1 protein-coding gene and 1 pseudogene are annotated in these 927 nt (G+C 76.3%); both read right to left on the bottom strand.

What is annotated here, in order from left to right:
* Nucleotides 1-53 precede the first annotated feature (53 nt).
* Nucleotides 54-263 carry a hypothetical protein gene (locus AN218_RS05255; RefSeq protein WP_070015441.1) on the bottom strand — a complete coding sequence of 70 codons (210 nt, stop codon included), beginning with the start codon at nucleotides 261-263 and terminating at the stop codon, nucleotides 54-56.
* A 46-nt stretch (nucleotides 264-309) separates the two neighbouring features.
* Nucleotides 310-859 (bottom strand): annotated as a pseudogene (locus AN218_RS38880) (DUF5947 family protein).
* Nucleotides 860-927 lie beyond the last annotated feature (68 nt).

Raw genomic sequence — 927 nt, 5'->3', positions numbered from 1 at the left:
GGCGCCGCTGTCACAGCCGGCGCCGCCGGACGGGTCCGGAACGGTGCGCGCCCTCACGCGGGCGAGAGGTTCGGCATGCCGGGCACGATCGGGCCCTTCCCCTTCGCGGAGATCCCGGTGGACCTGCGGGCGGTGGAGGTGTCGTCCGGCAGATGCCCCGGCTGCCGCCCGTAGGCGCCCTGGTGGTTGCCCTGCCGCACGCCGGGGACGTGCGCCGCCTTGTCGGGCCGTACCTGCGGCCTGCCGACCTTGATCACAGCCATGCTGACTCCTCGGGTTCGAGCGCGCTGCCCGGCGGCAGCACGCGGCTCAGCCGGTGGGGGACGCGGCGGCCTCGGCCTCCGCGAGCCCCGCGAAGAACGCGTCGATGTGCCCGCGCACTTCGGGGCCGCCGGACAGCCCCCGCCAGTGGGTGCGTACGACGGCCGCGAGCCGGTAGCAGTCGTCGAGCGGGACGATCCAGTGCTCGTCCGCACGGTCCGGACCGCCCGCGCCGCCCGGACCGCTCATGCCGTCCGTGCTGTGCACGAGCAGCGCTTCCACGTCGTCCGCGATCTGCGCGGCCTCCGGGTACCCCGCCACGACCTCGTTCCAGACCTCCGGCGCGACGGCGGCGCGGGTCACGCCCAGCGGGCTGGGATAGCCCACGCTCACCTCGCCGCTCGCGCCGTCCCGTACGAAGAAGGCCAGGCCGACCGGTACGCCGAGCCGGGCCCGCAGCGCCGCGTCGATACGGGGCCCGGCCAGGCGCAGCCGCCGCTCGGGCANGGTAGTGCCGTCCGCCCGCCGCGCTCTGCCCGAAGAGCAGCGTGCACGGGCCGCAGGTGCACAGCACCGCGCTCTGCTCGGCGTCCAGCATGTGGCGGTGGCCCTCGGGCACCGGCTCGGCGCACAGGTCGCAGTGCTCGGACGCGGGGTCGGCGGCGC

Origin of the sequence: Streptomyces nanshensis, assembly GCF_001751255.1 — a bacterium.
Taxonomy (GTDB): domain Bacteria; phylum Actinomycetota; class Actinomycetes; order Streptomycetales; family Streptomycetaceae; genus Streptomyces; species Streptomyces nanshensis_A.
The sequence above is the reverse complement of the archived record's forward strand: the minus strand, read 5'-3'. Positions and strand labels throughout refer to the sequence as shown.